The sequence below is a fragment of the Micromonospora sp. NPDC051543 genome (assembly GCF_044454415.1).
Classification (GTDB): Bacteria; Actinomycetota; Actinomycetes; order Mycobacteriales; family Micromonosporaceae; genus Micromonospora.
Map to the genome: position 1 here is coordinate 140,856 of NZ_JBITDT010000001.1, position 23,724 is coordinate 164,579.

Annotated in this window: 26 protein-coding genes; 13 read left to right on the forward strand and 13 right to left on the reverse strand. The window is 72.7% G+C overall.

The window, feature by feature from the left end; translation table 11 throughout:
- Nucleotides 1-233: 233 nt before the first annotated feature.
- From ACIA3K_RS00745 to ACIA3K_RS00775, 7 genes are all read left to right on the forward strand, one after another.
- Entirely contained in the window at nucleotides 234-2,996 is a 2,763-nt protein-coding gene (locus ACIA3K_RS00745; protein WP_396798146.1) for a BTAD domain-containing putative transcriptional regulator, read from the forward strand.
- Between the two features lie 115 nt (nucleotides 2,997-3,111).
- Complete coding sequence (locus tag ACIA3K_RS00750) at nucleotides 3,112-3,792, forward strand: CHAP domain-containing protein (RefSeq protein WP_396798147.1); 681 nt, start codon at nucleotides 3,112-3,114, stop codon at nucleotides 3,790-3,792.
- Between the two features lie 139 nt (nucleotides 3,793-3,931).
- Entirely contained in the window at nucleotides 3,932-4,426 is a 495-nt protein-coding gene (locus ACIA3K_RS00755) for a sigma-70 family RNA polymerase sigma factor (RefSeq protein WP_396798148.1), read from the forward strand.
- Nucleotides 4,423-5,118, forward strand: a complete 696-nt coding sequence (locus tag ACIA3K_RS00760) for a hypothetical protein (protein WP_396798150.1) — start codon at nucleotides 4,423-4,425, stop codon at nucleotides 5,116-5,118. Before ACIA3K_RS00755 ends, ACIA3K_RS00760 begins: the two co-directional genes overlap by 4 nt.
- Nucleotides 5,119-5,308: 190 nt before the next feature.
- Nucleotides 5,309-5,725: a hypothetical protein gene (locus ACIA3K_RS00765; RefSeq protein ID WP_396798151.1), complete on the forward strand. Its 417-nt coding sequence runs from the start codon at nucleotides 5,309-5,311 to the stop codon at nucleotides 5,723-5,725.
- Nucleotides 5,710-6,021: a helix-turn-helix domain-containing protein gene (locus ACIA3K_RS00770; protein ID WP_396798152.1), complete on the forward strand. Its 312-nt coding sequence runs from the start codon at nucleotides 5,710-5,712 to the stop codon at nucleotides 6,019-6,021. Before ACIA3K_RS00765 ends, ACIA3K_RS00770 begins: the two co-directional genes overlap by 16 nt.
- A gap of 58 nt (nucleotides 6,022-6,079) precedes the next feature.
- A complete protein-coding gene (locus ACIA3K_RS00775) occupies nucleotides 6,080-6,739 on the forward strand; it encodes a dihydrofolate reductase family protein (protein WP_396798154.1) in 660 nt (219 codons plus the stop codon).
- A 62-nt stretch (nucleotides 6,740-6,801) separates the two neighbouring features.
- Here the strand turns inward: ACIA3K_RS00775 and ACIA3K_RS00780 are convergent, their stop codons facing one another.
- The 7 genes from ACIA3K_RS00780 to ACIA3K_RS00810 form a co-directional block, all read right to left on the reverse strand.
- Entirely contained in the window at nucleotides 6,802-7,398 is a 597-nt protein-coding gene (locus ACIA3K_RS00780) for a maleylpyruvate isomerase family mycothiol-dependent enzyme (protein WP_396798156.1), read from the reverse strand.
- Nucleotides 7,395-7,835, reverse strand: a complete 441-nt coding sequence (locus ACIA3K_RS00785; protein WP_396798159.1) for an SRPBCC domain-containing protein — start codon at nucleotides 7,833-7,835, stop codon at nucleotides 7,395-7,397. The genes ACIA3K_RS00780 and ACIA3K_RS00785 overlap by 4 nt, the downstream gene beginning before the upstream one ends.
- Nucleotides 7,836-7,840: 5 nt before the next feature.
- Complete coding sequence (locus tag ACIA3K_RS00790; RefSeq protein ID WP_396798162.1) at nucleotides 7,841-8,179, reverse strand: ArsR/SmtB family transcription factor; 339 nt, start codon at nucleotides 8,177-8,179, stop codon at nucleotides 7,841-7,843.
- 67 nt (nucleotides 8,180-8,246) lie between these two features.
- The gene (locus tag ACIA3K_RS00795) at nucleotides 8,247-9,671 is read right to left on the reverse strand and encodes an FAD-dependent monooxygenase (protein ID WP_396798783.1); all 1,425 of its coding nucleotides are present in this window, start codon (nucleotides 9,669-9,671) and stop codon (nucleotides 8,247-8,249) included.
- A 252-nt stretch (nucleotides 9,672-9,923) separates the two neighbouring features.
- The gene (locus ACIA3K_RS00800; protein WP_396798164.1) at nucleotides 9,924-10,706 is read right to left on the reverse strand and encodes an ABC transporter permease; all 783 of its coding nucleotides are present in this window, start codon (nucleotides 10,704-10,706) and stop codon (nucleotides 9,924-9,926) included.
- 30 nt (nucleotides 10,707-10,736) lie between these two features.
- Nucleotides 10,737-11,495: an ABC transporter permease gene (locus ACIA3K_RS00805; RefSeq protein WP_396798167.1), complete on the reverse strand. Its 759-nt coding sequence runs from the start codon at nucleotides 11,493-11,495 to the stop codon at nucleotides 10,737-10,739.
- A 14-nt stretch (nucleotides 11,496-11,509) separates the two neighbouring features.
- Entirely contained in the window at nucleotides 11,510-12,484 is a 975-nt protein-coding gene (locus tag ACIA3K_RS00810) for an ABC transporter ATP-binding protein (RefSeq protein WP_396798169.1), read from the reverse strand.
- A gap of 127 nt (nucleotides 12,485-12,611) precedes the next feature.
- On the opposite strand from ACIA3K_RS00810, the gene ACIA3K_RS00815 reads away from it, so the two are divergent.
- Entirely contained in the window at nucleotides 12,612-13,091 is a 480-nt protein-coding gene (locus ACIA3K_RS00815) for a hypothetical protein (protein WP_396798171.1), read from the forward strand.
- A gap of 11 nt (nucleotides 13,092-13,102) precedes the next feature.
- Here ACIA3K_RS00815 and ACIA3K_RS00820 read toward each other — a convergent pair whose 3' ends face one another.
- The gene (locus ACIA3K_RS00820) at nucleotides 13,103-14,089 is read right to left on the reverse strand and encodes a helix-turn-helix domain-containing protein (protein WP_396798173.1); all 987 of its coding nucleotides are present in this window, start codon (nucleotides 14,087-14,089) and stop codon (nucleotides 13,103-13,105) included.
- Nucleotides 14,090-14,152: 63 nt separating this feature from the next.
- Here ACIA3K_RS00820 and ACIA3K_RS00825 point away from each other — a divergent pair, with 63 nt between their 5' ends.
- Complete coding sequence (locus ACIA3K_RS00825; protein ID WP_396798174.1) at nucleotides 14,153-14,719, forward strand: maleylpyruvate isomerase N-terminal domain-containing protein; 567 nt, start codon at nucleotides 14,153-14,155, stop codon at nucleotides 14,717-14,719.
- Nucleotides 14,720-14,885: 166 nt separating this feature from the next.
- On the opposite strand, the gene ACIA3K_RS00830 is transcribed toward ACIA3K_RS00825, so the two are convergent.
- Nucleotides 14,886-16,169 carry an MFS transporter gene (locus tag ACIA3K_RS00830; protein ID WP_396798176.1) on the reverse strand — a complete coding sequence of 428 codons (1,284 nt, stop codon included), beginning with the start codon at nucleotides 16,167-16,169 and terminating at the stop codon, nucleotides 14,886-14,888.
- A gap of 120 nt (nucleotides 16,170-16,289) precedes the next feature.
- On the reverse strand, nucleotides 16,290-16,775 hold the full coding sequence (locus ACIA3K_RS00835; RefSeq protein ID WP_396798178.1) for a DUF1992 domain-containing protein: 486 nt from the start codon (nucleotides 16,773-16,775) through the stop codon (nucleotides 16,290-16,292).
- A 187-nt stretch (nucleotides 16,776-16,962) separates the two neighbouring features.
- Here ACIA3K_RS00835 and ACIA3K_RS00840 point away from each other — a divergent pair, with 187 nt between their 5' ends.
- On the forward strand, nucleotides 16,963-17,613 hold the full coding sequence (locus ACIA3K_RS00840; RefSeq protein ID WP_396798180.1) for a LysE family translocator: 651 nt from the start codon (nucleotides 16,963-16,965) through the stop codon (nucleotides 17,611-17,613).
- A gap of 8 nt (nucleotides 17,614-17,621) precedes the next feature.
- On the opposite strand, the gene ACIA3K_RS00845 is transcribed toward ACIA3K_RS00840, so the two are convergent.
- Genes ACIA3K_RS00845 through ACIA3K_RS00855 form a run of 3 tightly spaced genes read right to left on the reverse strand, consistent with a single transcriptional unit; the run spans nucleotide 17,622 to nucleotide 20,441 of the window.
- On the reverse strand, nucleotides 17,622-18,440 hold the full coding sequence (locus tag ACIA3K_RS00845) for an SDR family NAD(P)-dependent oxidoreductase (protein ID WP_396798182.1): 819 nt from the start codon (nucleotides 18,438-18,440) through the stop codon (nucleotides 17,622-17,624).
- Entirely contained in the window at nucleotides 18,437-19,738 is a 1,302-nt protein-coding gene (locus ACIA3K_RS00850; protein WP_396798184.1) for a flavin-containing monooxygenase, read from the reverse strand. The genes ACIA3K_RS00845 and ACIA3K_RS00850 overlap by 4 nt, the downstream gene beginning before the upstream one ends.
- Nucleotides 19,739-19,796: 58 nt before the next feature.
- Nucleotides 19,797-20,441: a TetR/AcrR family transcriptional regulator gene (locus ACIA3K_RS00855; protein WP_396798186.1), complete on the reverse strand. Its 645-nt coding sequence runs from the start codon at nucleotides 20,439-20,441 to the stop codon at nucleotides 19,797-19,799.
- A gap of 57 nt (nucleotides 20,442-20,498) precedes the next feature.
- On the opposite strand from ACIA3K_RS00855, the gene ACIA3K_RS00860 reads away from it, so the two are divergent.
- The 3 genes from ACIA3K_RS00860 to ACIA3K_RS00870 all read left to right on the forward strand — a co-directional run bounded on the left by ACIA3K_RS00860 (nucleotide 20,499) and on the right by ACIA3K_RS00870 (nucleotide 23,622).
- Nucleotides 20,499-21,848 carry an MFS transporter gene (locus tag ACIA3K_RS00860; protein ID WP_396798188.1) on the forward strand — a complete coding sequence of 450 codons (1,350 nt, stop codon included), beginning with the start codon at nucleotides 20,499-20,501 and terminating at the stop codon, nucleotides 21,846-21,848.
- A gap of 26 nt (nucleotides 21,849-21,874) precedes the next feature.
- Nucleotides 21,875-23,062 carry a hypothetical protein gene (locus ACIA3K_RS00865; RefSeq protein ID WP_396798190.1) on the forward strand — a complete coding sequence of 396 codons (1,188 nt, stop codon included), beginning with the start codon at nucleotides 21,875-21,877 and terminating at the stop codon, nucleotides 23,060-23,062.
- A 218-nt stretch (nucleotides 23,063-23,280) separates the two neighbouring features.
- Entirely contained in the window at nucleotides 23,281-23,622 is a 342-nt protein-coding gene (locus ACIA3K_RS00870) for an RNA polymerase-binding protein RbpA (RefSeq protein WP_046564157.1), read from the forward strand.
- Nucleotides 23,623-23,724 lie beyond the last annotated feature (102 nt).

Sequence of the window (23,724 nt, forward strand, 5' to 3'; positions counted from 1 at the left end):
GGGTTATAGGGGGGCCCGCCGGGCTCGTGCCCCCGGGCGCCCCCCCCCCCCGCGGGGGCCCGGGGCACTCTTTTTGGGTGCCCGGGGGCCCGCTGCCGTGCCGTCCCAGCACGTAGACGGCCGTCCTCGCGATCCGGATTCGAGAATGTCTCCGAATACAATGGAGAGACTTCTTGAGCGAATCTTGAATCGCCTGGTCAGGCCGGGAACGGCGACAGCGGGGGACGGTGTCGGTGAAGTTCAGGCTGCTCGGCGAGGTCGAGGCGGAGATCGACGGCGAATGGGTCGACCTGGGCCACGCTCGGCAGCGCAGCGTCCTGGCGATCCTGCTCATCGAGGCGAATCGCGTCGTGCACGTCGACCAGTTCCTCGAACGCGTCTGGGCCGACCATCGTCCGCAGCGCGCCGTGAATTCGCTGTACAGCTACCTGTCCCGCCTGCGGTCCTGCCTGGCCGGCGGCGCCGAGATCTCCCGCCGCTCGGGCGGCTACCTGCTCAGCGTGGACCCGGCCGCAGTGGACCTGCACCGGTTCCGCGACCTGGTCGCCGGTGCGCGCGCCGTGCCTGACGACGAGGCGGCGCTGGGGCGGTTCGACGAGGCCCTCGGCCTGTGGCGTGGCGAGCCCTTCACCCAGCTGGACACCCCGTGGCTCAACGAAACGCGCGAGGCGCTCACCCAGGAGAGGCTGGCCGCCGAACGGGACCGCACGGACACCGCGCTCCGCCTGGGCCTGCACGCGTCCCTGCTGCCGGACCTCCTGCGGGACGCGCCGGCCCATCCGCTGGACGAGCGCCTCGCCGGGCAACTCATGCGCGCCCTCTACCGCTGCGGTCGGCAGGCCGAGGCGTTGGAGCACTACGACCGGCTGCGCCGTGTCCTGGCCGACGAGACCGGCGTCGACCCCGGTCCCGATCTGCAAGCGCTGCACCTGGGCATCCTCAACGGCGATCCGACACTCGCCGCGCCGACGATCGAGACGGCGGCGCCCCACCCGACGCCCCGGCAGCTGCCGGCCCCACCGCCGTTGTTCACCGGCCGGGTCCGCGAGCTGGCCACGCTGTCCCGCCTGGTCGAGGCTCAGACCGATGACGCCGTCGCCGTCGCGGTGATCGGTGGCACCGGCGGCGTCGGCAAGACCTGGTTGGCCCTGCGCTGGGCGTACGACCACCTGGACCGCTTCCCCGACGGCCAGTTGTACGTGAACCTGCGCGGGTTCGACCCCGCCGCCGAGCCGGTGCCGCCACCGGTGGCCCTGCGCGGCCTCCTCGACGCCCTGGCCGTACCGCCCAAGGCGATCCCGACCGGCCTGGAGGCGCAGGCGGCCCTCTACCGCACCCTGCTCGCGGGCCGGCGAATGCTGATCGTGCTCGACAACGCCCACGACACCGAGCAGGTCGCCACCCTGCTACCCGGCAGCCCCACCTGCACCGTCCTGGTGACCAGTCGCCGCCGCCTGGGCGGCCTGGTGGCGCAGGGCGCGCAGGGCTTCACCCTGAACGTGCTCGCCGACGACGAGGCCCACCACCTGCTGTCCCGCCGGTTCGGGCCGCGACTCCTCGCGGAGGAACCCGACAGCGTCGCCGCGCTGCTGGCCCGGTGCCACGGCCTGCCACTGGCCCTCAGCATCGTCGCGGCGCGCGCGGCGATGCACCCCGGTCTCCCGCTGCGGGCGCTGGTCGACGAGCTGTCCGAGGAGGCGACGCGGCTGGACGCCCTGACCACCGGCGACCTGAGCGCCGACCTGCGCGCGGTCTTCGCCTCCTCCACGCGCGCCCTGCAGCCGGAGGCGGCCCGGATGTTCCGGCTGCTCGGTCTGACCCCCGGCCCCGAAGTCGGCCTGGGGGCCGCGGCGAGCCTCAACGGGCTCTCCCCACGGCAGAGCCGGCCGCTGCTGCACGACCTCCACGAGGCGCACCTGGTCCACCAACAGACGTCGACGCGGTACCGCCTGCACGATCTGGTCCGCCTGTACGCGGCGGAGCAGGTCGAGCGCGACGCCCCGGACCACCGGCAGGCCGCCCTCGTCCGCATGCTCGACCACTACCTGCACACCGCCCACGCGGCGACGTGCCTGCTCGACCCGGCCCGCGAGCCGATCACGTTGCCGCCCGCACAGCCCCAACTCACCCTCGACCCGGTCGCCGACCAGGCGCAGGCGCTGGCCTGGTTCCACACCGAACACGCCGTGCTGCTCGGCATCCTGCGCCAGTCCGCGCGCGACGGGCTCGACGCGTACACCTGGCAGTTGGCCTGGACGATGGAGAGTTACCTCGACGAGCAGGGCCACTGGCGTGACTGGACCGCGACGCAGCTCGCGGCGCTGCGGGCCGCCGGCCGGCTCGGTGAGCGGCGCTGGCAGGCGTGCTCCCATCGCAGCCTGGGAGTCGCCCACACCCAGCTCGGGGAACTCGACGAGGCCCACCGGCACTACCAGGGGGCGCTCGCGCTGTTCGAGGACCTCGGCGATCCGGTCAGCCAGGCGCACACCCACCGTGGGCTCGGCTGGGCCTTCAACCAGCAGGACCGCTGGTCCGACGCGCTGCGCCACAACGAGTTGGCCCTTGAGCTCTACCGGCAGGCCGGGCACCGGGCCGGGGAGGCGATGGCCGTCAACAATGTCGGCTGGCTGCACACCCAGCTCAGCGACCACGGCGCGGCCGTGGCGTACTGCGAGCGGGCGGTCGAGCTCAACCAGGAGATCGGCGACCAGCACGCCGAGGCGGGCGCCTGGGACAGCCTCGGTTACGCGTACCACCACCTGGGCCGGCACGCCGAGGCCAACACCTGCTACCAGCGGGCCCTCAAGCTGGTCCGCAACTTCCGGGACCGGTACAACGAGGCGGAGATCCTGACGCATCTGGGGCAGAGCCACTCCGCCGCCGGTGAGGCGGAGCAGGCGCGCGAGTTCCTGCGGCAGGCGGCGACGATCCTTCGCGAACTCGACCATCCGAACGCCGAGACGGTGGCCGACGCGTTACGCGACCTCGACGGCTGACCGCCTCCACCACCGTCGTCGAGAAGGAGAGTCAAGACTCCCTCAAGGGCCGCCCAAGCAGGCCCGCCGACGCTTTCTGACGTCCACCTTCGTCAGTCAGAAAGTAGGAGAACCCATGAGAAGGATCCGTATGGCGCTGGTCACGGCGGTCGCCCTCGCGGCGTCGACCCTCAGCGTGGCCAGCCCCGCGTACGCCGCGGGCGACACCCAGCTCGGCATCGACGTCGGCAACATCGCGTGGGAGCAGTACACGTCCACCAACGCCGACGTCCAGGCCCGGCTGTCCGAGACCTCGACCGAAGACTGCAACTTCTACACCGGCTTCTGGGCCGACCCGGCCAACGACCGCAATGACGGCACCGCCTCCACCTACGGCAAGTGCGGCAAGACCACCAACGGCTACATGTACCGCGACGGCACCAAGGCCTGGGGTCCGGTGGCGTGGCGCAAGCGGCAATGGTGCGCGGACTTCGCGAAGTTCGCGTTCTACTGGGGTGGCGCGAAGTACACCGGTCTCACCGCGGCGGCCGGTAGCTTCCGGACGTACGGCATCAACAACGGCACCTGGCACGGGCGCGGCAGCGGCTACGTTCCGCGCAAGGGTGACGCGGTGGTCTACGACTGGGATGGCAACGGCACCTACGATCACGTCGCCATCGTCACGTCGTACTACGACACCAGCACCGACGGCAACCACTACGTGGTCGGCGGCAACCAGTCGGACGGCGTGACCCACCCGCAGTACAGCAACTGGGCCTCGTCCATCGTCGGGTACGCCTCGCCGGCTGCGAGGTAGAACGGGTGACGACACCGGCTCCGGGCCCTCGGGTCCGGGGCCGGTGTCGAACGCCGACCAGCGCATGATGGCGGCAGCCGTGCAGCGCCGGGCGGAGGCCGGTGCGTCTTCCTGGTGGGAAGCACTGACGGGAGCGGGCGTGTCGTTCGAGGATTTCGTGGCGGGGTATGGCCGGTCGCTGGTGCGCCTGGCGTTCGTCCTGAGCGGCGACCGGCAGGTGGCGGAGGATCTCGCGCAGACCGTGCTGGCCGACGTGTACCGGCACTGGAAGCGGGTGCGCGCGGCGACGGACCCCGAGGCCTACGTCCGCCGCATGCTGGTGAACGCCCACCTGAGCTGGCGTCGCCGGCGCTGGACGACGGAGCGGCCCACCGACCTGCGCCAGGAGACCGGTGCCACGGTGGCCGACCCGGCCGACGCGGTCGCCGCCCGGGACCAGATGCGGGTGCTGTTGAGCAGGCTCGCCCCGCGCGCCCGCACCGTGCTCGTCCTGCGCTACTACGCCGACCTGGACGACGCGGCGATCGCCGCGGCCATGGGGGTCAGCGAGAGCTCCGTTCGCGCCACCGCCTCACGTGCCCTGGCGAGCCTGCGCGGGTCAGCGGCCATCGACGCACCGAGGGAGACCCGATGAACCAGTCGACCGAGCGCGAGTTGCGCGACCTCTTCGCCGCCGACGCCGCCGACGCCCCCGACGAGCTGGCCGTGGTCGCCGGGGCGGTACGCCGGGTCCACCGCAGGCGCCGGACCCTGACGGTGGCGGCGGCCACGACCACGGTGATCATCGCGGCGGCCGTGTACGGCGTCCACCGGCCGACGGCGACGCCGCAGGCACAGCCGCCGCTCGTCCCCTCGTCCGCACCGGTCACTCCGACGCCTGCGGCCGACCTGCCGGCCGGGGTCAAGCCCGGCGACCCGCTCGCCTTCGGCGCCGCGCAGTGCGTCAAGGCGTACGCACCGGAGACGCTCGCCGAGCAGGCCTTCGCCTTCGACGGCACCGTGACCGGCATCGGACCGGCCCGAACCGAACGCGGCGCGCGTCCTCCCCTGGACCTGCGATCGGTGACGTTCCAGGTGCACACCTGGTTCAGGGGCGGATCCGCGGGCACCGCCGTGGTGGACATGTCGCCGCCGGCCGCCTCGGCGGGGACGGGCGATGCCACGTCCGAGGGTGGCCCTGCCTACGAGGTCGGCACCCGGTTGCTCGTGTCCGGCATGCCTCGCTGGGGCGGCGCGGCGCTCGCCGACCCGATCGCGTGGGGCTGTGGCTTCACCCGGTACTACAGCCCTTCGATGGCGGCCGACTGGGCCACCGCGATGAGATGAACGCCCCGATAGCCGCCGTTACAACAACGTGAGTGCTTACGCATCTTAACTGTCATTATGATGTGCGTGTGTTATGCACCTTTTGTGGGTGCTAATTAACGGATTATCGTTACCGACAATCTATTAATCCATGGCTGAGCCGGTCGCCTACGCTCAGGAGCCGACGGTGCGGCAGCTCGGTGGAGGGGTCATGGCTCTGCGGTTCGAACATCGCGCGACCGAGACGGATACGCGCATCGTCAACCGTGTCTGGCGCACCACCAGCGACGCCGAGGAGACGATGACGTCCGTGGCGCGTACGTGCTGCCACCTGATCGTCACGCGGACGACCGGGCGGCTCCTGGTCTCGCTGCGCGGGCCCGAGACCAGGGCGACCACGGCGCCGGTCCCGCCGGCCGCCGAGTTCCTCGGGATCCGGTTGACGCTCGGCGCTGTCTTCCGGCCGCACCCCGCGACCTCGATCGTCGACAGCCACGTGTCGTTTCCGGTGACACGCCCGGGACGGGTGGTCATCGGCGGCGAGGACTGGGAGACGCCGACGTCGAGAACGTCGAGCAGTTCGTGCGACGCCTGCGCGACGCGGGGCTGCTGGTGCCCTCACGCCTGACGGGCGCCGAGGCCGACCGTCACGGGTCCACGCGCACCCACCAGCGGCAACACCGGGCCGTCACCGGGCTGTCGCAGACCGCCGTGGCGCAGATCGACCGCGCGAACGCCGCAGCCACCATGCTGCGCGGCGGCCTCGACTGGCGCACCGTCGTCGACGCGCTGGGCTACTTCGACCAGGCCCACCTGGCACACGCGCTGCGGCGCTTCGTCGGACACACCGCGCGGGGACTGCGGTCGGGCGACGAACCGACGATGTCGTTCCTGTACAAGACCGACCCGCGGCCCGGTAGTTAACCTCCGTCGGCCGGGCCGCCGGAGGCGATCGGCCGAATCACACCAACGGAGGAGAACAGTGCTGCTCAGCGTCAACGTCTTCGTCAGCCTCGACGGCGTCATGCAGGGACCGGGCGCCCCGGACGAGGACCGCTCGGACGGCTTCGACCGGGGCGGCTGGCTCGTGCCGCACATGTCCGCGCACACCAACGAGGTCGTCGAGGGATGGTTTCGTGCGGCCGATGCGTTCCTCTTCGGCCGTACGAGCTACGGCCTGCTCGGCGGGTACTGGCCGAAGGTCACCGCACCCGACGACCTGATCTCCACCAGGCTGAACACCCTGCCGAAGTACGTCGTCAGCGAGACGCTGCCGGACGAGGAGGCCGACTGGAGCCCGACGACGGTCCTGCGTACCGGCATCGTCGACGCGGTGCGCCGGCTCAAGGAACGCCCGGGCGGGGAACTCCAGGTGCACGGCAGTTGGCAGCTCGTACAGACGCTGCACGAGGCCGGACTCGTCGACATCTACCGGCTGCTGCAGTACCCGGTCGTCGTCGGCGGCGGGAAGCGCCTGTTCCCGGACGGGTCGACGCCCGCGACGTTCGCGGCGTCCGAGGACGGCGTCCGCGTGCTGCCCGGCGGCGTCGTCTCGCTGACCCTGACTCCCGCGACCCTCGGCGTCCTCTCGACAGGCGCCTACGCGGTGGACGAGGGGCGCTCGGTGCCGGTGCTCGACTGAGACCGGACCACCTGGCGCGCTGGCGTCCGCCCCGGCAGGAGATCCGCAGGAGCCCCGCGATGTCAGCCGCGGGGCAGATGCCGGCCGTCAGGCAGCGTTCGACCGCTCAGCAGGGCCACCAGGGAACCGCCGTCGACGCGTACGAGCTGCCCGCTTCCCTGGTGCCAGTCCGTGTCGGTCGCTTCGAGCCGGACACCGTTCAGGTCGACTCCGAACGTGGTGCCGTTGGCGTCGCCGAGATTCTCCAGGACGGCGGTGACCGCGCCCATCGGCGCGACCGCGGGTTGACCGAGTGCGAGCGTCACGTCCAGGGAGTGGATGACGGCGTGACTCAACGCGCCCGCGGGGCCGCCGCCCGGCGGCTGCCAGGCGTGCAGCGTCGGTGATCGGAGCTGATCGAGGAGGTCGGTACGGGGCAGCGCCGCGCCGCGCGTGGCCATGGTGTTGGAGAGCACCGTGAAGACACCGCCGGCTGCGGCCATCTCGGTGGCGAACTCCACGGGCTTCAGTCGCACCGGCATCGTGACGTGCGCGACAACGTGCCGCACCAGCCACGTCTCACACAGCGAGGGCGCATCCCAGGTGTCGACGGCAGCGGTCGCGAGAAGGTCGGCGAGTCCTCGGTAGGTCACCGCGACCCAGGACTGCGGGTCCGTCATGACTGATCCTTTCGCGTGAGCTGCGCGAGGCGTTCCGCGAGCTTGTCGAGTGAGGTGGTGAAACCGGCGCGGGCATCGGACGTACGCATCGTCTCGGGCACGTGCCGCTGATGGATGACGACCGCGGTTCCGCCGTCACCGAGGTCGTGAAACGTGCTGGTCGTGTGCATCCCGGTGGCCGGCTCGACCCAGGCGAGCAGCTCGGGCGCAACGATCTCGGTGAACGTGGCGACCATCCGGTAGCTGCCCTGGTCTCCGATCATCAGGGTCTCGAACCGACCCCCGGGCCGGAGGTCGACGACGATGCCCTCGACCGGTGTGACCGTGCCGCGCGGTCCCCAGAACTGCGCGAGTTCGTCGGGCTCGGTGAGGCACCGCCACACCAGTTCGCGCGGCGCGCGGAAGACCCGCCGGTAGACGAGTTCATCGTCACCCACGGATTTCAGCCTTCCTGCAGGTGGGCGAGGTGCGTCTCCAGGCGGTCCAGGCGATCCGCCCAGGCCTGGCGGCTCTGCTCGATCCAGGACAGCGCGGCCTCCAGCGCCGCGGGTTCGAGGCGACACGGCCGGCTCTGCCGGTGCCGCCCCTGACTGATCAGGCCGGCCCGCTCGAGCACCCGGATGTGCTGCGACACGGCCTGCATGCTCATGGCGTACGGCTCGGCCAGCTCCTTGACCGTCGCCTGGCCCGTGGTCAGCCGCGCCACGATGTCTCGCCTGGTCCGATCGCTCAGCGCCGTGAACAGCGCATCGAGCTGCTGGTCGTCGAGGGTCACGCTCATGACCCGTATTCAAGCAGATGCTTTATAAAGCGTCAACTTGAACAAAGGCCATGAGCGTCGCTCGTACTCACCGCATGGATCTGCCGAACCACCGGGCGAGATGGTCGTCGAGGTCCCGCTGGTCGTCGCCGATCCAGGCGACGTGGCCGTCGGGACGCAGCAGGAGGCACGGGACGTCCACCGCCGCTCCGGCGTCCGCGAGACGATCGACCCGATCCGACCAGCCCTCGACGGTCAGTCGCCCGGTGCGGTCCACCAGCAGGCCCCGGCCGCGGTGCAGCAGGCCGTAGAGGTTGCCCTGTCGCACGTCGACGTCGGGCAGTCGGCGACCGAGCAGGTCCGGGCCCTCGCCGATGTCGTACCGGATGCCGGTTCCGGTGATCTTCTCCAGCAGATGGCGGTTCACCTCGTCGAAGTCCATCAGCTCGCTGAGCAGACGGCGTACGGCCCGGGCGCCCGGTTCGTCGGACAGCAGTTGCGTCTGGGCGCGGGTGTTGTCCAGCACGTCGGCGGCGACCGGTCGACGTTCGGCCTGGTAGGTGTCCAACAGGGTGTCCGGGGCCCAGCCCCGCACCTGCGCGGCCAGCTTCCAGCCCAGGTTGACCGCGTCCTGGACACCCAGGTTCAGGCCCTGGCCGCCGATGGGCGGATGGATGTGGGCGGCGTCGCCGGCCAGCAGGACCCGGCCGACCCGGTACCGCTCGGCGAGCCGGGTGGCGTCGCCGAAGCGGGACATCCAGCGCGGCGAGTGCACACCGAAGTCGGTTCCGGCGACGGCCCGCAGTTGCTGGGCGAAGTCCTCGATGGTGGGCCGCTGGGCGCGCTCGCTGACTCCGGCCGCCGGCACGACGACGCTGTAGACCCCGACCCCCGCGGGTCGGACCCAGAATCGGTGCCGGGCTCCGCCGATCGCGGCGACGGTGGCGGCGATCTCCTCCGGCGGGACACCCGCTTCCATCTCGCCCATCAGCGTTTCGTTCCGCGTGGGCTCGCCGGGAAAGCCGACGCCGAGGAGCTTGCGCACCGTGCTGCGGCCGCCGTCACAGCCGACGAGGTAGCGGGTGCGCAGCTGTTCCCCGTCGGACAGCTCGACGGTCACACCCTCGTCGTCCTGCGCGAGACCGGTGACCGCCCGCCCGCGCCGGACCTGCGCCCCCAGGTCGGTCGCGTGTTCCGCGAGCAGACGTTCGATGACCGGCTGTGGGATGCCCAGCAGGTAGGCGTACGGGGAGTCCAGCCCGGTGGGTGCGGTTTTGTCGATGGCGGCGAAGAAGCCGGCGGCCGGACGTCGCCGTCCGTGCGCGAGCATGCGGTCCAGGAGTCCGCGCATCGCCAGCACCTCGAGGCTGCGGATGTGCAGACCGACGATGCGCACGGCCGACGGAGGCGCGGTCTCCTTCTCCAGCACGAGGACCCGCACGTCGTGCAGGCGTAGTTCGGCGGCGAGCATGGCACCGGTCGGCCCGCAGCCGACGATGACCACGTCGAACAGGTGCGGCGGACGATCCGTTTCAGGGCTCGGCGAGGAAGCAGGATCGAGGTGAACGCAGGACACAGGAGAGGCCTTTCGAGAGTGCCTTGGTGAAAGGCGCTCCCGGCGACACCTACGTCAGTCGCCCAACCGTGACGGCGAGGGGAGCACCCACATCGAACCAACGGTCATGGGTCTCACCTCCTCGGACGGTGTCGCGGTCGACTGCAAGCTACCGCCCGCGCGGCGTCGCGTCCAACACTTTCGCCTCGTTCACCGCAGCATCGCCCGGGTCATCCGACGCGTCGCCACGTACATCGCGATCGAGCCGAACGCGACGAGGTAGAGCGCCGCGATCAGCAGGCCCCAGCCGAAGTGACCCAGCGCCGGCTCCCGGACGAGCTCGATGCTGTGGTAGAGCGGCAGGGCCTGGATGAGGGGCCGCACCGCCTCCGGGTAGATCGAGAGGGGGTAGAACGTCGTGGCGAACAGGTACATCGGCAGCATGAACAGTTGGATGTACTGGAAGTCGGAGAAATCGCGCAGGTACGTCGTGACGGCCAGCCCGCCCGCCGCGAACGCGTACGAGATCAGCAGCGAGGCCGGCAGGGCCAGCAGCGCCCAGGCCGAGGTGACCAGCCCACCGACCGCCATGATGGCCAGGAAGCCGATCGACGTCAGCAACGCGTTGATCATCGCGCTGGTGACCTCGCCGACGGCGATGTCGGTGACCGAGAGCGGTGTCGGCAGGATCGCCTCGTAGGTCTTCTCGACCCTCATCCGGGTGAAGACCCCGATGCTGGTCTGGTTGAACGCCGTGTTCATCGCGGTGGTGGCCAGGATCGCCGGCGCCACGTAGGCGGCATAGGGGACGTCGACGCCGGGGACCGTGCCGACGAGCAGCCCGACGCCGACGCCGATCGACAGCAGGTACAGGATCGGTTCCACGAGCGCGTTGAGCAGCGGCGTGATCGACCGCCGGTAGATCATGAAGTTGCGTTCGATCAGCGCGAACGCGCGGCGACGGGTCCAGGCAGGTACGACGACGCTTGTCATGGTGTCTCCACAGGGCTCTGGACGCGGGCGTCAGGGGTGCAACCGGCGGCGGTAGGTGACGCGGGCGACGAGGAAGCCGCCGATCGTGAGCGCCAACAGGTAGGCGATGTGGACGGACGTCGCGGCGAGCGTGGCCGTGCCGAGGCTCACCGTGCGACACAGCTCCACCCCGTGCCACAGCGGCAGCAGGTAGGACACCGGCCGGATCCAGTCCGGCAGTTGCGAGACGGCGAAGAAGGTGCCGGAGAACATGTAGAGCGGCATGATGACGAACCGGAACACCGTGTCGATGTGGCGTAGCGTGCGTACCCCGACCGCCCACGCCGCGGCCGGCGCCGCGAACGCGAGCCCGGTCAGGGTTGCGGCGAGCAGTGTCCCGAGCGCCCACCGGCCCTCGACCAACCCGAACGCGGCCATCACGGCGATGAACGCGCCGCTGGTGGTGAGCAGCCGTACGGTGATGAAGAGCAGGTGTCCGGCGGCGAGTTGCTCCGGCTCGATCGGCGTCGGCGTGGCGCCCCGGTAGGCGCCGAAACCGGCGGCGCGAGCCACTCCCCAGGACGCCTCCAGGAATGCGTTCTGCATGGCCGCCGCGGCCAGCATGCCCGGCGCGAAGAACGCCGCGTACGACACGCCGCTGATCTGGGCGGGCGCGTTCTCGTCGACGAGGGCGCCCAGACCGGCGCCGATGCCGATGAGGAACAGCAGCGGATTCAGCACGTTGATCACGACCGTGCCGCGCCAGGTGCGCCGGTAGCGGGTGAGCCAGTATCGGAATGCGCGCAGCACGAGTGATCCCCTCGCTACTCGATGAGTGATCGGCCGGTGAGCGTGAGGAACACGTCCTCCAACGTCGCGCGGCGGACCAGGGCGGTGAGCGGGGTGAGTGACAGGGCGTGCACCGTGGCGAGGGCGGACTCACCGTCGGCGCAGTAGACGAGCGCGCGGTCCGCGAGCAGTTCGACGCGACCGTCGGCGGCGGTGCCGCCGGTGGCCAGCGCCGAGGTCCGGAGTTTCTCGGCCGCGGTGTCCCGTTCGTCGGGGCGGAAGCGCAGTTCGAGGACCTCCCGGGTGGCGTATCGGGTGATCAGGTCCCGGGGAGAGCCCTGCGCGACGATCCGACCGTGGTCGACGATGACGATCCGGTCGCAGAGCTGCTCGGCCTCGTCCATGTAGTGGGTGGTGAGGATGAGCGTGACGCCGTCCTGTTTGAGCTGGAAGAGCCGGTCCCACAGGATGTGTCGGGCCTGCGGGTCGAGGCCGGTGGTCGGCTCGTCGAGCAGCAGGATGTCGGGTTCGTTGATCAGGGCGCGGGCGATCGTCAGCCGCCGCCGCATGCCGCCCGACAGTGTCTCCACCTGGTCGCCGGCCTTCTCCCGGAGGTGGGCGAAGTCCAGCAGTCGGGTCGCCCGGTCCCGGATGACGGCCCGGGGCAGGCCGAAGTACCGCCCGTAGATGTGCAGGTTCTCCAGGACGCTGAGTTCGTTGTCCAGGTGGTCGTCCTGGGTGACGACGCCCAGCCGGGCGCGGATCTGCGGGCCCTGCGTCATCGGGTCCATGCCGAGGACACGCAGGCTGCCACCGCTGACCGGCGATGTCGCGGCGATCATCCGCATGGTGGTGGACTTGCCCGCGCCGTTCGGCCCGAGAAGCCCGAACGCCTCACCCCGTTGAAGCGCGAAGTCGATGCCGTCGACCGCGCGGAACTCCGCTGTGGACCCACGTCGCGGATAGGTCTTGGCCAGATTCCTCGCCTCGACGAGGGGTTGCTCGATCACCCGGGCAGCCTACGAAAATTCGACTGGCGCGTGCAAGATTAATACCAATCATTGAAATTTCTGGACGGGAGCCGCGCGGTGTTCGCCGTTTGACCCTCGACCTCCTTGAGGCCTGACCATCGGCCACATGAACGACCAGATGGCCCTCGACCCGACAATGACCCGCGTCATCGAGGCGGTGCGGCTCGGCCAGACCGGCGACACCGCCGAGGCCCGCGAACTGCTCACCGCGCTGTGGGACGAGCTCGGCCCGACGGGCGACGCGCTGCACCGCTGCACCGTTGCCCACCATCTCGCCGACCTTCAGGACACCCTCGACGCGGAGCTGAGCTGGGACGAACGCGCCCTGGTGGCGGTGTCCGAGCTGACCGACGAACGCGTCCGGCGGCACCTGCCCTCGCTCGAGGTCCGGGCGCTCCTGCCGTCGCTGCACCTCAACCTCGCCGACTGTCACCGGCGACTGGGCAACGCCGGCCCGGCCCGGGAGCACCTCGCCCGGTCCCGGGACCACCTGGACCAGCTACCGGACGACCCGTACGGCGAGATGATCCGCACCGCCGTACGCGACTTCGACGCGGACGACCCGACCGACCACCGAGGGCGGTAACGGCTGCCGGCTCAGCGGTCCGCTGCCGTGTGGGCCGCCCGGTACGCCTGCGGTGAACGTCCGTAGCGGGCGCGAAAGAGGCGGCTGAAGTGGGCCTTGTCCGAAAAACCCCAACGGGCGGCGATGAGGTGCACCGGCTGCCGCGCGTGCAGCGGGTTACCCAGGTCCCGCCGGCACCGCTCCAGACGCTTGGCCCGGATGAGCTCGGCAGGAGTCGTCGCCTCGCCGTCGAACAGGCGGTGCAGGGAGCGCAGGGAGATGTGGTGGGCGGCGGCGACGCTACGAGGGTTGAGTTCGGCGCTGTCGAGGTGGCGGTCGATGAAGGCGACGACGCGGGCGCGTAACGCGGCGTGCCGTGTCTCCGGGGACAGAACGCCCTCGATGTCGAGGCGCTGGGCGAGCGTGGCGGCGAGCAGGTCCAACGCCATGGCGCCCAGCATCTCGGCCTGGTTCGGCTCGTACTGCTCCGGGTGCGCCGCGATGCTGCGCAGGTGGTGGGCCAGGAGCCCGGCGACGCCGGGACCCGACGACATCGGCGTGGCCAGCAGGCGACGCACGCGATCCGGCGGCAACGGCAGCGCCGCGTAGGGGATCTGCACGGTGATCGTCGTGGCGAGACCGGGGCTGTCCGCCCGGTGCCGGGCGATGTGCGGACGTGCCGTGTCCAGCAGGGTGAAGTGGTTGGCGGCGACGAGCGCGGTCTCGGTGCGGTCCTGGACCAGCGTGCTGCGCCCCGTCAGTGGCAGCGTGAGCTGGTAGATGTCCGCCTGGGCTCGGCGGATCAGCCCAGCCGGCCGGGTGGCGAGCAGCGACGGGTACCGCAGCGAGGCCATCCGGATCCGCCCGAGGTCGATGGCCTGGGCGTACGCGACGAAGTCGTCCAGCCGTGCGCTGGTGATGTGCACGGGCCCCGTCTCCTGGGCGATCAGGGCGTACCAGAACTCGAACCGGTCCGCCGGCGGCAGTACCGTCGTGTCCACCACCAGGTTGGGCAACATGGTGTCCGCCTTCCCCAAGCACGAGGATGGATTCTTGCACGCATCGACCCACGGACGTCCGCGATGACCGGCGCCGACGTACGGGCGGCCGCCGACGAGATGACCCGGGTGCTGCACCCGCACCTCGACCGCGACTGGTCGGTGCCCGCCGGCACGTTGACCTGGAGCTGCTGGACGACGGCCGCGCACGTCGCGCACGACCTGCTCGCGTACGCCGGCCAGGTCACCGGCCTGGCGCAGGACAGCTACCTGCCGTACGACCTGCGGGTCTCCCCCACGGCGAGCCCGGCGCGGGTGCTCGACGTGGTGCGGGCCTGTGCCCGGCTGCTCGCGGTCGCCGTCGAGGCCGCCGATCCGACCGAGCGGGCCTGGCACTGGGGCCCCTGCGACCCGACCGGGTTCGCCGCGATGGGGGTGGCCGAGACGGTGCTGCACACCCACGACATCGCCGTCGGCCTCGGCGTGCCGTGGCAGCCGCCGCACGGCCTGAGCGCGCTGGTGCTGCGGCGACTCTTCCCGGACGCCCCGCCCGGCGACGCGCCCGACGTGCTGCTGCGGATGACCGGCCGGGGTGAGTTGCCGGGTCGGGCACGGCGTACCTCCTGGACGTGGCGGGCCGCGGTGGAGTGACCCCGGCGGCCGGTCGGGCGGGTGCCGCGGTGGTCGAGGGACCAACGACCTCCGCGGCACCCGCCAGCTCAGAAACCCGTCAGGTCCAGCTGATGCCACGCTCGCGAACGCCACGCATGCGCTTCTCCTTCCCCGTTGAGGGCGGCCCCGTGCCCGCCCGACGACCTCAGCGTCTACCGCCGCCCACCTCGGCGGTAGGGCTTTCGGCGTTCGGGACCGTTCGGGTCTGTACGACCCGGCCCTCGAACGGCGCGAAACGGGCGGCGCGTCTCCACAGCGGACCGAGGGCGAGGACCGCCACCACGCCCGACAGTCCGCTGAACCCGACGACCGTGGTGGCCGGCCACCGGTCGGCGGCCAGACCCGCGAGCACCATCGCCGTCCCCTGCAGGCCACTGAGGCCGGTGACGGCGACCCCGAACGCGCGCCCCCGAAGGGCCGCCGGCACCGCCCGGCCGAACAGCGCGTTCAGCGGAACGGCGAAGGCGCTCGCGGCACCGGCCAGCGCCAACAGCAGGAGCAGCACCCACAGCGGCGGAACGAGCCACGCCGCCGTCAGCACGCCGGTGGACAGCGCGGCCAGGGGCAGGATCAGCCTCGGTCGGGTCGCAGGTGGGCAGAACCGGGTGAGCGCGACCGCGCCGAGCGCCATGCCCGTCGGCGCGGCGGCCAGCAGGACACCCACCGTGGCGGCGTCGCCGTCGTACTGCCGGGCCAGTGGCGCCATCAGCCCTTCGGCGGCGTAGGTGCAGGCGCTGGCCGTCCAGAGGACGAGCACGTAGGCGCGCAACCGGGGGTCGGTGACGAGCACCCGCAGGCCGTCCCCGCGACCGGCGCGGACGGGGCCCGCCTGCGCCGGGGGCGCCGGGCGTGCCCGGACGCCGCGCGCGATCAGCAGGGCCGAGACGAGGAACGTGCCGGCGTCGACCAGCAGCGCGCCGCGCAGCGACAGCAGCGCCACCAGGCTTCCGCCGACGGCGAATCCGAGCACCTGCACGACCTGGGCGCAGATGTTGTCCACGCCGTTGGCCACCGCGTACCGGTCGCCGTCGAGCACGTCGGGCAGCAACGCCGCGCGCGCGGCCACAAACGGCGGCCGCATCAGGTTGACCGCGAACAGCATCGCCACCAGGGCCGGCGCGGGAACGACCGGCAGCGCCGCCACCGGCACGAGGGCCGCCCGGGCAAGGTCGCACACGATCAGGACACGACGGCGGGGATACCGGTCGGCCAGGCCGGACAGCAGCGGTCCGCCGACGAGCCAGGCCAGATAGGAGCTGGCGTACGCGGCGGCGGCAAGCGCCGCCGATCCGGTCCCGTGGTAGACGAGGTACGCCACGGTGACGGCCGTGAGCTGGTCGCCCGCCAGGGACAGCAGGTACGCGCCGAAGAGGTGGCGGTACTCGCGTACCGCGAACACCTCGGCGTACGTCGCGGCGCGCTCACCCACGTCGCCCCCGTCCCCGTGCCTGCCGTCAGGTCACCCGGTGCCGACCGTAGCGGCGGCGCGGGGATCGAGGGCGAAAGCGGGTGTTCGGGACCGTTCGGGACTGTTCGGGGCAGCGGGGCGTCAGCCCCGGCGGCGCCAGCGCAGCCACCAACCCCGGCGGGGTCGACGGGCCGGGGCGACGACGGTGGCCGGTTCGGTGACGGTGGCGGTCACGTCCCGAGGGGCGCGTTCGGCACGCCAGCGAGCGACCACCTCGTCGGCGTTCACCGGCCGGACCGCGACCCGGGGCCCGTCCGGGTTGCGCAGCCAGGCCACGATCTGCGCGTTGAGCTGCCCCACGAAGGCCCGCACGGCCTGTTCGGTGGGCAGGTCGCGGACCTCGTCGGGGACCTGCTCGACACGTCGACGCAGTTGCAGCGGGGTGGGCAGCAGCAGGTCACTGGGCAGCTTCTCGCGCTCCAGGAAACTCTTGATCCACCACGACTCGTCGTACGGCGTCCCGCGCCCGGGGATCGGCTTGCCCATCCCGGGCAGGTTGTCGAACTCGCCGCGTTGCGCGGCGCCCCGGATCTGCGCCTCCACGGCCGCGTCCCACGCTTCGGTCACCCTGCGGCACCTCCCCCCGGCCACCGTAACGCGCCGCCTCCGACCGGCGACACACGCTGCAACAGCTCAGCGCGGTCGGGCCGGTGACCATTCCCGCGCGGCAGGCCACCGCCGGGCAGGTGGCTCTGGGTCACGGTCGCCGTCCGGCCTAGCGTCGGTCGGGGGGACGGTGAACGGGGGCGACGTCATGGTCGATGCGGGTGCGCTGCTGGGTATCGCGCTGGTGGCGTTGGGTCTGGTGCTCACGCCCGGCCCGAACATGGTCTACCTGGTCTCCCGGTCGGTGGCGCAGGGCCGTCGGGCCGGCCTGATCTCGCTGCTCGGGGTGGCCGCCGGGTTCGGCGTCTACCTGGCCACGGCGGTCGCCGGCCTAGCCGCCGTGTTCGTCCTGGTACCGGCGCTGTACACGGTGGTGAAACTGGCCGGCGCCGGCTACCTGCTGTGGCTGGCGTGGCGCACCGTGCGACCGGGCGGCGGGTCACCGTTCACGCCCGCGCCGCTGCCACCGGACCGGCCCCGGCGGCTGTTCACCATGGGCCTGGTCACCAACCTGCTCAACCCGAAGATCGCCATCCTCTACGTGTCGCTGCTACCGCAGTTCGTCGAGCCGGCGCGGGGACAGGTGGCGGCGCAGAGCCTGCTGCTCGGCCTGACCCAGATCGCCGTCGCGTTGAGCGTCAACGCGATGATCGTGCTCAGCGCCGGGGCGCTGGCCGGGTTCTTCGCCCGCCGGCCGCTGTGGTTGCGCGTCCAGCAGTGGGTGACCGGTACGGCCCTTGCCGCGTTGGCCGTCCGTATCGCCGCCGACCGTTCCCGCGCGGCTGTCGCCGTACCCTGATCCGGTCCTCACCGGCCACGGTGGCGGCGGACCATCCCGGCGGCCAGCGGCGCGGCGTCCAGGTCGCCGGCGGCGAGCCGGGCTGCGAGGGTACGGCGTACCAGCCGGTCGGCCAGCGCGGGAGCGTGCCGGCCGACGGCCATCTCCAGCCGGCCGCGTCGGGTGGTCGCCACGTCCCGGGGCGCCCGCCGGGCGGTGGCGGCGCGCAGGATCGCCGCGACGACACCCTCGACGGGCTCGGGGCGGGACACTCCGCGCAGCGACAGGCCCGCCTCGGCGGTGCTGTCGTGGATCGGTGAGGCGACCATGCTGGGGTAGACGACGCTGACCCCGACGTGGCTGCCCACCTCGTGGCGCAGCGCGTCGGCGTACGCGACGAGAGCCCGTTTGCTGACCCCGTACGCGGCGGCGAGGGGCAGCGGCAGCACCGCCATCCGGCTGGCCACGAAGATCACCCGCCCGCGGGTGTCGAGCAGGGCGGGCAGCGCGGCGGCGGTGGTGCGCCAGGCGGCCAGCAGGTTGACCTCCAACTGCTGGCGGACCACCTCGTCCGGTGCCAGCTCCGCCGGGGCGGGACCGCCCACCCCGGCGTTGTTGATCAGCAGGTCGAGCCCGCCGAGCCGGGTGACCGCCTGTTGCACGGCAGCGGGGACGGCGGCCGGGTCGGTCAGGTCGCAGCCGAGCACCGGCAGGTCGTCGTCCTCGCGGGCGCGCAGGTCGAGCCCCACCACCCGGGCGCCGGCGGCGCGCAGCGCGACGCCGAGGTGCCGGCCGAAGGTGCCGCTCGCGCCGGTGACGAGGACCCGCCGGCCGGTCAGCGCCGTCACCGGCGTGCTCCGGTCTTCAGCTCCCGGGTCAACTCGGCCAGGTACACGTCGAAGTCCACCCGCATCGCCGGGCGGCGCTGACCCCAGCGGGCCGTCGCCGCTCGCAGCTCGGCCCGGCAGGCGTCCCGCTGCCGCGCCGGATCGGGCAGGGCATACCGGCCGGCGAGCTGCGCGGCGATGAGCTTGGCCTGCGCCTCGACCAGCGGGAACGCGGAGCCGGTGGACTGCATCAGCCCGACGAACATCAGGCCGGGAGCCTCGGGGTGGAACACGTGCCGGTACAACGCCAGGGTGTCAGCCCCGCCGCCCAGCAGTTCGGCCGGCAGGAACCCGATCTCCACCCGGTAGCCGGTGCACCACACGATCAGGTCGACCTGGTCGACGCGGCCGTCGGTGAACTCGACCCGGTCGCCGTCGAGGGCGGCCACACCGGGGCGGGCCTCGACGTCGCCGTGGGCGAGGCGGGACAGCAGGCCGTCCGAGAGCGTCGGATGGTCCTGCAGGAAGCCGTGCGTCGGCGCGGGCAGCCCGTAGCGGGCGGGGTTGCCGACGGCGGCGGAGATCATGGTCTGGCTGATGCGCTGGCGCAGCCGCCACGGGAGCCGGCGGGCCAGCGCGCCGTTGAGGGTGTCCGAGGGGCGACCCAGCAGGTGCTTGGGCACCACCCAGACGCCCCGGCGCAGCGACAGCAGCGTCCGCTCGGCGGCGTACGAGGCGTCCACCGCGATGTCCATCGCCGAGTTGCCGCCGCCGACGACCAGGACGCGCCGGCCGGCCAACTGCTCGGGGCCGCGGTAGTCGTGGCTGTGGATCTGCTCGGCGGTGCTGGTGCCGGGGTACGACGGCTCGGGCAGCCGGGGGACCCGGTTGTGGCCGTTGGCGACGACCACGGACTCGACGGTGACCTCGACCGGCCCGTCCGGGCCGCTGGCCGTGACCGTCCACGTGCCGTCCGGTCGGCGCACGACCCGCTCGACGGTGTGCCGCAGGCGGATGGCGTCGCGCAGCCCGAACCGGTCGGCGTAGTCGGCCAGGTAGCCGGCGACCCGCGTGTGGTCCGGGTAGTCGGGCCAGTCGGCGGGCATCGGGTGGTCGGCGAACTCGGTACGGCCACGGCTGGTGTTCAGGTGCAGCGTGCGGTACGCGGGTGAGTCGGGCGCCCCGTACACCCAGAGGCCGCCGACCTGGTCGGTGGCCTCGAAGCCGACCACGGCGACGGCGGCGTCGCGCAGCGCCTTGACGGTGGCGAGTCCGGCCGCGCCGGCGCCGATCACCGCAACCCTGGGTTCTGCCCGCATCGCCGCTCCCCCGCATTATCCAACGTCCGATGGATAATCGTCGGGCGGCGACGGCCCGTCAACCCGTCGGTCCGTACAACGCGGTGAGGAATCGGTGCACGAACGCCCGGAACTCGCGGCGTTCCCGGGCCGCCGGCACGCCCGAGGCCAACGCCACGACGTGTCCGTGCGTGGCCCAGACCAGGCTGCGTACGGTGATGTGCGGGGTCGGCTCGGCCAACGCGCCGGCCGCCGCGGCGGCGGTCAGCAGCTCCGCCACCAGCCGGTAGAGCGGTTCGGCGTAGCGCCGGTCCAGCTCGGCGTGCCGCTGCGGCGCCAACCAGCGTCGCAGCCACAGCGCGGTGGTCTCCGGGTGGTCCTGCAGGAAGTCCACGAACACGTCGACCAGATCGTGCAACGCCCGCCGCGCCGCGTCCGGGCCCGCGTCGAGGGCCGTGCGGGCCCGCTCGGCGGCCTCGGTGAGGACCTGCCGCTCCACGTCGAACACCCGCGCGAAACACGCCTCGTAGAGCGCCGCCTTCGTACCCGTGTGGTGGGCGACCGTGGCGACGTCGACCCCGGCGGCGGCCGCGACCTCCCGCAGCCCGACGGCGTCGAAGCCACGCTCGGCGAACAGCGCGGTCGCGGCGGTGAGCACCACCTCGCGGGTGGGCCGGGCCTGCTCGCGCCGAGGTCGACCCGGACGGCGTCGGGGCATGGTCATGGCCGCCATTCTGCCCCTAGAATCCAGCAACTGTTGGATTGCGGAGAGGATGCGGCGATGACCGGGCTCGACCGGCGGCCCGCGGCCGGCACCGACGCGACGCTGCCCCGCGGCCCCCTCGCCGGGTTCGCCGCCGGCTCCCTCGGCATGGGTGTCTGGGTGACCGTTCCCGGCCTGCTGCTGCTCTACTTCCTCACCGACGTGCTGGCCGTCGGGCCGTGGCTGGCCGGACTGGCGCTGCTGCTGCCGAAGATCGCCGACGTGCTGCTGCACCCGTGGGTCGGGCACCGCGCCGACGTCGAACAGACCCGCCGGGGCGACCGGCGACGGCTGCTGCTGCTCGGCTGCGCCCTGCCGGTCGCGTTCGCCGCGCTGTTCGCGGTGCCCGGTGGCCTGACCGGCACGCCGGCCGCCGCCTGGGTGGCGGTGGCCTTCGTCGCCGGCAACCTGCTCTTCGCCGCCTACCAGGTCCCCTACCTGGCCACCCCCGCCGACCTGCGCATCGGCTACGACGAACGCACCCGGCTGATGGCGTTCCGGATGGTCGTGCTGACCCTCGGCATCCTCGCCGCCGGCCTGCTGGCCCCGCTGCTGACCGGCGGTGACGCCGCGACCCGGGGCGGCTACCAGCGCATGGGCGTGGTCCTCGCCGTCGGGATGCTGGTGGCCATGCTGGTCGGCGTGGCCGGCATCGCCCGGCTGCGTGGCGTCGCGTCGGGCGGCACGGCGCCGAGCCACGGCGGGTGGCGGGCGCTGCGCACCGCCCTGCGCGATAAGCAGTTCCGCCCGCTGGTCGCCGCCTACCTGGCCATGTCCACCACCACCCACCTGGTCCTGGCCGGGGTGCCCTACTACGCGGAGTACGAGCTGCGCGCCCCCGCCCTGACCACGGTGCTGGTGGCCGCGTTCGTCGCCCCGGCGCTGCTGGTCACCGCCGCCTGGCTGGTGCTGGCCCGCCGGATCGGCAAGCAGCGGGCGCTGCTCGGCGCGCAGGGCGCGTTCGCGGCCGGCTCGCTGGTGCTGGCGGTGGGCAGACCGGCCGGCCTGCCGGTGCTCGTCGGCGCGGTGGCGGTGCTCGGGGTGGCGTTCGCCGGCATGCAACTGTTGCCGTTCGCGATGCTGCCCGACGTGATCCGGGCCGCCGGCACCACCGGCGCCGGCACGTACACCGGGGTGTGGACGGCCACCGAGGCCACCGGCGCGGCCCTGGGTCCCTACGCGTACGCCCTCTGCCTGGCGGCCGGCGGTTTCGTGGCGTCGACCGCCGGTGAGTCACCGGCGCAGCCGGACGCGGCGCTCGCGGCGGTCCGCTACGGCTTCGGACTGCTGCCGGCGGCGGCGATGCTCGCCGCGCTGCTGCTGCAGCGCCGCTACACCCTGGACGCGACGGCCCGGGCTGCGACCTGAGCGGGCGGCACTAGACTTCGCCCTTGATGGACGCCCCGCTCACCCCCGCCGAAACCCGCCCGTGCGCCCACTGTGGAGCGCCGGTGGCGCAGCGTGTCGGCGCGGGCCGGCCGTTCCGCTACTGCCGCGACAACGACGGCGCCTGCCAACGCGCCTCGCGCAACAGTCGGATGCGCCACCGCAACGCCCCCGGCCTGCCCGGGCAGGTGGCCCGCACCTGGGAGGCGGTGGACCGCCTCGACCAGATCGTCGAGACGTTGACCGAGGCGCTGCACGCCGAACTGTCCCCGGTGGGTGTGCAGCGGCAGCTCGCACAGGCCCGCGCGGAGGCCGCCACCGAGGTCGCGGCCGCGCAGAACGAACGCGACGAGGCCCGCGACGACGCCGAGACCGCGTCGGCCGACGCGGCGCGCGCCCGCGAGCAGGCCCGCACGGCCCGCGCCGAGGCCGACGACGCCACGCGACGTGCCGAGGCCGCCGCAGACCGCGCCGACGCGGCCGACGAGCGCGCCCACCGGGCCGAGGCCGCCCGGGACCAGGCCCGCCACGACGTCAGCGCCGCCGAGGCGCTGCGCGCGCAGGCCGAACGCGACCGCGACCAGGCCCGCGCCGAGGTCCGTGACCTGCGGGCCGAGCGCGACACCGAACGGCAGCGCGCGACCGACCTGACAATTGAGCGGGACGCGGCGCGCGCCGACGCCGAACGGGCCACCCGGGACGCCGCCGACGCGGGCGAGCGGGCCGCGCGGTGGCAGGCCGAGGCGCAGGACGTACGCCGTCAGATCGACCAGGCCCGCGCCGACGCCGCACGGACCCGCGCCGAGGCCGCGGACGCCGCCCGGGCCCGGGAACAGGCCGAACGGGCCCGGGATCGCGCCCAGGCCGTCGCCGCGGAGGCCGACGGCGCCCGGCAGGAGGCCGCCGAGCTGGCCGCCCGGCTCCGCGCGGAGCTGACCGCCGCGACCGAGCAGCGCGACACGCTCACCGCCGAACTGGCCGCCGCCCGGCAGGCCGCGGCCACCGCCGAGGGTCGGCTCACGGCCCTGACGGTACGGCTCGAAGCCGCCGAGGCCGACCGGGACGTGGCCCAGCGGCGGGTGGCGCAGCTCGGTGACCAGGTCAGCGACCTGGCGCTGGCGCTGGCCCGCCTCGGCGCGGCGGCACCCGCCGGGGTGGGTGCTTCCGACCCGGGCGCGACGTCGCCGCAACCTTGACCGCGTTCGGGCGGTTAGGGCGTGTGTCATAGTCCTCGCACGCCCTAACATCCCCGGTGGCAGTCACGACACGCCACCGCCGTGGCGTCCCGGTCGAGGCCGGCTACCCTTGGTTCCGGCCCGCCCGTGGACGCCTCACGCCCTCGGGCGGGAATGGGGCGACGGGAACGCGCCGTTACACCCAGAAGACCAGCACCACGAACGAGGGGAAGTCGATCATGGGCGAGCGTATGCTGCGCGGAAGCCGGCTGGGCGCGGTCAGCTACGAATCCGACCGCAACACGGAGCTCGCGCCGCGTCAGACCCGCGAGTACCTCTGCGCCAAGGGCCACCAGTTCGAGGTGCCGTTCGCCGTCGACGCCGAGGTCCCGACGACCTGGGAGTGCAAGTTCGACGGCAGCGTCGCCCGACTCGTCGATGGCAGCGAGCCGGAGCAGAAGAAGGCCAAGCCGCCGCGTACCCACTGGGACATGCTGCTGGAGCGGCGTTCGATCGCCGAGCTTGAGGACATCCTCGCCGAGCGGCTCCAGGAGGTTCGTACCCGCCGCGGCCGCGCCTGAGCCGCACCCACACACACGACGGCGGGGGCCCCGCGGTCGGCCGGGGGCGGGCGGGGGGGGGGGGGGGTGTTGGGGGGGGGGGGGCGCGGGAGCGACGAAGCA